The sequence below is a fragment of the Rhizobium sp. BR 249 genome (assembly GCF_047445895.1).
Lineage (GTDB): Bacteria > Pseudomonadota > Alphaproteobacteria > Rhizobiales > Rhizobiaceae > Rhizobium.
On the sequence record NZ_JARWKX010000001.1, the window covers coordinates 509014 to 515038 of the forward strand.

Here is a 6025-nt window from a genome sequence, read left to right on the forward strand (position 1 = left end):
ATGGCGGCGATGTCCGATGTCCTGTTGCGGGTCGGCCGCCTGAACTATGTCTGGACGAATACCGAAAGCCTGCTGATATATATCATCGCCCATCTTCTCCGGGTGGAGAAGGAGGCGGCCATCGTCGTGTTCCTGACCCTCAACACGACGCGCGCTCGGATCGATCTCGTCGAAAGGCTTGCCAAGCTCGCCTCGACCTCTCCTGCCGACCGCAAGGCAATCCTTTCAGCCATGTCGCGGCTGAAGAAGGAATCCAAGACGCGCAACAAATACAATCACTGCATCTATTCGTTCGACGAGAGAGGAGAGATATCGAGCACCCAGCTGATGCGGCTCGTCGAGGACGACAAGGAGATCCGCTACGGCAAGATCGAGCAGATGGACGAGCGCGAGCTCGAGCTTCTGGAAAAGTCGATCGCCGAAATCGTCGCCATCAGCCGGGCGCTCTGGGCCTTCATACATGCGAGCACGCGGATAGCGGGAGAGCTCTGAAGGGCAGCAGGCGCGACTGCGGGGCCTCCGATTTATGTGCCGGCTAATGAATAGCCCTATTTAAGCGCTGCAAATCATCCGGACGGTTTATTTGAAGATCGATGTTTCCCACTAGAATGAAATTTCCCGAGTGGCGTTTGGGGTATTGGGGGCAGCATGCGCATAGATATCATCGATACCATTGCCGGGTTGGAGGCGGTACACGACAACTGGGATCAGGTCTTCATGGCAGATCCCGATGCGCAGCATTTCCTCTCCTGGACCTGGCTCAGGAATTATCTCTCGCGCCGGCGCCGCTGGTTCATCCTCGCGTTGCGCGAGCGCGATCCCGAAGCACCCTATGTCGCTTTCTTTCCGCTGCGGCTCATCACTCATCTCAACGAGAAGACGGGGCTGTTCTACGACGAGATCATGATGGCAGGGAATTTCTCGGCCGATTATACCGGCTTCATCGTCCAGCCGGACTACGAACACCATGCCATTGCCGGCTTTGCCTCGTTTCTCAGACATCAGAACTGGACGGAGCTGAAACTCGAATATTTCAGCGGCCCCGCCGGCCGGCGCGAGAAGATGATCCAGGCGCTGCAGGGGCCGGAGGTGATGTTTCATGACAGTTCACCCAAGAACAGCGAGAATATCGACAATACGATCTGCCCTATCGTTTCACTGCCGGCGAGCTTCGACGACTATCTCGAACAGCACATGAGCAGCCAGACGCGCCAGAAACTCCGCCGTTTCCTGCGCAAAGTCGAAGGCGACGATATCTACCGGATCACGATGGCGACCGCTGAGACCGTCGACCGCGACCTCGACATCCTCTTCAATCTCTGGCGTATCAAATGGAGCGAGCGAAAGGGGGCGGAACGAACCGAACGGCTGATCGTCACCACGCGCGAAATGCTGATGGACTGTTTCAACAGCGGCAATCTCGACGTGCCGGTCCTCTGGCATGGCGACCAGCCGCTCGGGGCGCTGGCGAATATCGTCGACCGGCAGAAGAAGGCCATCCTCTTTTACATCACCGGCCGCGACGAAAGCTGGAAGACGCCATCTCCCGGTTTCATCCTGCATGGCTACTGCATCCGGCGGGCGATCGAGGACGGCTTCAAGACCTATGATTTCCTGCGCGGAAACGAACCTTATAAATATATGTTCGGCGTCGAGGAAAGACGGATCAGCTGCACCCTCTTCCGCACCCGCAGCGGCGTCAATCTGCATGGGGCGCTCAACCCGCGCAGCATTCGTTTCGTCTACGAACAGGCGCTCGACATGTATCGCAGCGGCGCCAAGGGCAAAGCCGAGATCGCTTTCAATCAAGTGCTGCAATCGGCTCCGGGCCATACCGGCGCGGAATTCGGGATCGCCAACCTGCTGTTCGACCGAGGCAAGCTGACGGAGGCGCTGACGGCTTATAAGGCGCTGGTCGAGCGAGCTTCCGATCCGAGCCCGATCCAGATGCGGCTTGGCGACACGCAGCTTGCCCTGCATCAATACGACCAGGCGGCGGAGACTTTCCGGCAGATCGGCCAGATCGGGCCGCATCTCGTCCAGGCGCATTACAAGCGCGGCATCGCGCTTGCTGCCAGCAAACGTCTGACTGAGGCGGAAGCGGTCTTCGCGGCGATCTGCGAGGTGCATTCTGACGATCCCACCGCACTCGACTATGCCGCCAAGGCGGGTATCGCCCTCGAACGTATCCGCTCCGTCACCGAACCGGCCCCGCACAAGACGGACATCCCGCCGGAAACCATCGAGCGCTGGAACCGGGAGCGCCATCTCGGTGAAAAGCGCCGGCCGCGCCTGCATTGACGCGGTTTGCCATTCGGGGAATGCGTTCGGACGGTTTCACGCAGAACCGCATGCTCTTTGATTTTGAGCTGGGATCGTTGTTAAAAGAGGCAAGAGCCTATTTTGCAACTCCTCAGTGAGAAGTCATGCAGACCAATGCAGATGACGCCGAAAGGGAACGGCTTCTTGCCGTTCTCGATTTCTGGCACAAGATCGAGTTCTTCATTCCTTACGATCTCTCCAGCCGCGTCGTTCCTGATGAAGGACGAAGCGTTTTCTGGCTGCATGCCAAAACATTGGAGGATGACGGCGTAGCACTCAGCCATCCCGTCATACCCGAGGAAAAGCAGATCACGGGCTTTACGCTGTTCCTCGGCGTTTTCGGCAAATCCGAAATTGCAGATATCCGCCGGTATTTCGACGGCGCCGCGGCTGATATCAACGAGTATGAGGATGCCGAACGCAGCGATCTCGACGGCGATACCTGCTTTGCCAGCCTGCAGCTCAACCCGCTGGGACAGCCGATTTTCGAAACCTTCTCCGTTTCCACGCTTCCCTGGGCGCTCGGACGCGTGCGGAAGTCCGGCCTTTCCTCTTTGAGTTCCGAAGCTTTTGCCGACAGCAAGCGGCGGCTCGCGGAATTGCTGCAAAACTTTCGCGCACAGCGGCATCTGAGCTCTGCATCTTCCGAAGATACGGCCGATCAACCGATCGATGCCGCCGAAATCCAGACGCTTTATGAGTTGCTCCGCGATTGGGCCGGCTTTGCCTCGCAACAGGAAAAGCCCATCGCCGCCGTTGAAATACGCTATCGCGACAAGCGGGAGAAAGCCGATCTCATCCCCTTGCCGGCGCCGCAGGAAAACCATGCGCTGAACGGCGAAGACGAGGAGGACGAAAGCGAAAACGCTAAAGACGAGATCGGCATCCTGAACAGCTTCTTCATCGAGGATATCGAGCGGGCGATGACCTCGATCAAGCAAAGCGAGATCCCGGAGCCGCTCAGACGATACCTCAGCCCACTCGCGCATGAGAAGCGGATCGATCTCTATTCGGAGAATGGACGCCGGACGATCGTTCGGGCCTTGCATCCCGGCAACCTCAACCGTGGGCGCTGGCTCAGCGAACCCCACCATGCGATGAGCCTGATGCAGCAATTCGCCATCAATTCGGCGATCGGAGATCTCAGAGAAGCCGGGCTGTTCTCCGTCAACGGCCCGCCGGGCACGGGAAAGACCACGCTGTTGCGCGACCTGTTCGCAGACAATATCGTTCGGCGCGCCCGTGTTCTCGCCTCGTTGAAGACGGCGCGCGACGCCTTTGACGGGCCGCCGCGCCGTGCGATCTTCACGGATCGGAGCACGGTTTCGCTATCAGCGCTGATCCCGGCCCTTTCAGGATTCGAAATGGTCGTCGCCTCCTCGAATAATGCGGCGGTGGAGAATATCTCGCGCGACCTGCCCAAGCGGAGCTCGATCGCGGAAACCTCTTCATTCCAATATCTCCAGACGGTCGCCCACAAGATCGCCTGCCAGAAGAACAATGGAGCTGTTATCAAGCTCTCCGAAGAGGACCGCCCATGGGGGCTGATCGCCTGCGCGCTCGGCAACTCCCGCAACCGCAGGGCCTTCAAGGAACGTTTCGCCTTCATGGAAATCGCCGACAGGCCGAAGCCCGGCTGGTCCGGTGCGGCCAAACCGCAGACCATCTGGGAATGGCTGAAGGGCTATGAAGGACCGACCTTCGCCGAAGCGTCAGTGACATTTCGCGCCGCCGACGGGGCGGTGAGGGATAAGATCGGCCAATATGTGCGTTATGCCGATCTCTACGGCAAAATCGCCTTCGTTTCCCAAGATGCATTCTGCCGCGAGGCGCTTGAAGCTGTCGAGGCAGCAGCGGCGGACCTTCGGCACGCTGAGGAGCGATACGACATAGCCGCGGCCGAAATGCTCGGTTTCAAGGAAGAACTGTCTCATCAGAAAGAGGAAGAACAGCTGCTCGACCGCAGCGCTCCCTCATGGTGGGAAAGAGTGATGCCAACCAAAGTCGCGCGGCAGCATCGGCAGAATGTCGTTGCCAATGCGCGCAGACAGCTGCAACTGCGCAAGGCATTGGCGGAATGCGAACATCGGCTCGCCGGCACGCATCGCCCTGCGATGGAAAAAGCTTTGCGGGAACGGAAGCGGGCCGAACAGGCACTGCGGTCGCAACGGGAAACCTGGTCCAAGAACAGAAACGAATTCGACCGGCTCGGGGAGATCCTCGGCCATCCCGTTTTACCCGAACGTCTTGCCGACCTTGAAACGGACCGCTTCCAGATCGATGGACTATGGCATCAGGACGAACTGGGTGGTCTGCGCTCGTCCTTGCTGGAAGCGGCGTTGGCGCTGCATGAAGCATGGCTGGCCGATGTCGGCAGGAAGGGCGGAGGTTTTGGCGGAAACATCGTCGCCATCACCAAATTGCTGTCCAACAACAGTCCTGCCGACGGCGAGCACGTCGCGCTGATCTGGCAGAGCCTTTTCATGATCGTCCCGATCGTCTCGACGACCTTCGCGTCCTTCGCCCGGCAGTTCCATGGTCTTGGAACCGCCTCGATCGGGTGGGTTTTCATCGATGAGGCCGGCCAGACCGTGCCGCAGGCGGCAGTCGGGGCAATGTTGCGGGCGCGCCGGGTCATGGTGATCGGCGATCCCCAGCAGATCGAACCAGTGTTCACGCTTCCGAGCGCATTGATCAACGCCGCCTCGGCCCTTTCGCCGCACACCGCGGAGGGAGAATATTCACCGAACAGGACGTCGGTGCAGATGCTGGCCGATGCCGCCAACCGCTATGGGACGACCATCCCAAGCGAAGAGGCGGACGGGCTCTGGATCGGCAGCCCTCTCAGGGTGCACCGGCGCTGCATCGATCCGATGTTCAGCCTCGCCAACCGGATCGCCTATCAGGACAAGATGGTATTCGGGCTCAGAGAGCGCCGGCCGGCCGGCGACGCGCCGCCGTTTTACGGCGACAGCACCTGGATCGACATCAAGGGCAGGGTATCGGGCAAACAAGCCGTTGCGGAACAGACCGACTTCATCGTCGATCTTCTTACCGCCACCTATGGCCGAGACGGCACGCTGCCCGATCTCTACATCATCTCGCCGTTCAAGGAAGTCAAAAACAGGCTGAAGCAAGCTCTCGCCCACGCGGAATGGATCGATCCGGGCGGACATGCCTACTCCCCGCCGAAGCTGTCGAAATGGCTGCAGGAACGTATCGGCACTGTGCATACCTTCCAGGGCAAGGAGGAGAGCATCGTTTTCATGGTGCTCGGCGCCGATGCCGACCACAGGGGAGCCGCCAGCTGGGCTGCATCGAAGCCGAATCTGTTGAACGTAGCCCTGACGCGCGCCAAGCGTCGTTTTTATGTGGTTGGGGATCGAGCTCTTTGGGAAGGATTGCCCTATTTCAGGGAAACAGCCGCCGCTTTGGCGACGGTTTCAGCCTCGACGTTTCTGAGGCAAGCGGACTTGTTTGTGTGATGTCTTTTAGAATCAAAAAGCCCGCCTTGATGGCGGGCTATTTGCTTGGTTGCGGGGGCAGGATTTGAACCTGCGGCCTTCAGGTTATGAGCCTGACGAGCTACCGGGCTGCTCCACCCCGCGATATTTCATACCGGACGTGCTGCCCGGGAGCGCTGTCAGGCGTAGCCTGACGAGGTGAGGCCGTTAGAGATCGATCCAGTGGATCAATCTTAGGC

3 protein-coding genes and 1 tRNA gene are annotated in these 6025 nt (G+C 59.4%); 3 read left to right on the forward strand and 1 reads right to left on the reverse strand.

Annotation, left to right across the window (positions count from 1 at the left end; genetic code table 11):
• From QD408_RS02535 to QD408_RS02545, 3 genes are all read left to right on the forward strand, one after another.
• Positions 1 to 492 (forward strand): hypothetical protein, encoded by a 492-nt coding sequence (locus QD408_RS02535; RefSeq protein ID WP_414138227.1) that lies wholly within the window; start codon positions 1 to 3, stop codon positions 490 to 492.
• A gap of 156 nt (positions 493 to 648) precedes the next feature.
• Positions 649 to 2301, forward strand: coding sequence for a GNAT family N-acetyltransferase (locus tag QD408_RS02540; RefSeq protein WP_414138228.1), 1653 nt, complete (start codon positions 649 to 651; stop codon positions 2299 to 2301).
• A 125-nt stretch (positions 2302 to 2426) separates the two neighbouring features.
• A complete protein-coding gene (locus QD408_RS02545; RefSeq protein WP_414138229.1) occupies positions 2427 to 5807 on the forward strand; it encodes a DEAD/DEAH box helicase in 3381 nt (1126 codons plus the stop codon).
• A gap of 46 nt (positions 5808 to 5853) precedes the next feature.
• On the opposite strand, the gene QD408_RS02550 is transcribed toward QD408_RS02545, so the two are convergent.
• Positions 5854 to 5930: transfer RNA gene (locus QD408_RS02550), tRNA-Met, on the reverse strand.
• Positions 5931 to 6025 lie beyond the last annotated feature (95 nt).